Origin of the sequence: Pontibacillus litoralis JSM 072002, assembly GCF_000775615.1 — a bacterium.
Classification (GTDB): domain Bacteria; phylum Bacillota; class Bacilli; order Bacillales; family BH030062; genus Pontibacillus; species Pontibacillus litoralis.
In genome coordinates this window covers 1-647 of the sequence record NZ_AVPG01000068.1, presented here as the reverse complement: position 1 = coordinate 647, position 647 = coordinate 1, and the positions used below count along the sequence as shown (strand labels likewise).

The following is a 647-nucleotide window of genomic DNA, read 5'->3' as shown; positions in this document are numbered from 1 at the left end:
TTTCTGAAAATGTAGAAGCGTTTCATAACCGTCCATTACACAATCGTTACGTATGCGTGTATTTAGACGCGACGTATATTGCGGTGCGCCGTGATACGGTTTCTAAAGAGGCTGTTTATATCGCTGTTGGTATTCGTGAAGACGGATCAAAAGAAGTGTTGGCGTACACAATTGCCCCAACAGAATCTGCTTACAACTGGCAAGAGCTATTGGAAGAGTTAAAAGAGCGTGGCGTTGAAGACGTTTTATTATTTGTTTCAGACGGTTTAAAAGGCATGGCGGACGCTGTTTTCGCTGCGTTTCCAAAAGCGAAATATCAAGTGTGTCTCGTACATGTTGGGCGTAATATTGCCCATAAAGTACGTGTAGAAGATCGCCAAGAAATTTGCGAGGATTTCAAAACAGTCCACCAAGCCATGGACGCAGAAACAGCCGGGCAAGCGCTGGATGCGTTCTGTGATAAATGGGGCAAATCTTATAAAAAAGTCACGCAATCATTGCTTGAAAATCCACATCTTCTAACGTTTTATCAGTTCCCAAAAGACATTTGGCGAAGCATTTATTCGACGAATTTAATTGAGTCTTTTAATAAACAAATCAAGAAACATACAAAGCGCAAAGAGCAGTTTCCGAACGAGGAATCGCTG

1 protein-coding gene is annotated in these 647 nt (G+C 42.0%); it reads left to right on the top strand.

From position 1 onward, the window contains the following. Nucleotides 1-647 (top strand): IS256 family transposase (locus N784_RS15720; RefSeq protein WP_036836530.1); only part of this gene is annotated, 647 nt, incomplete at both ends.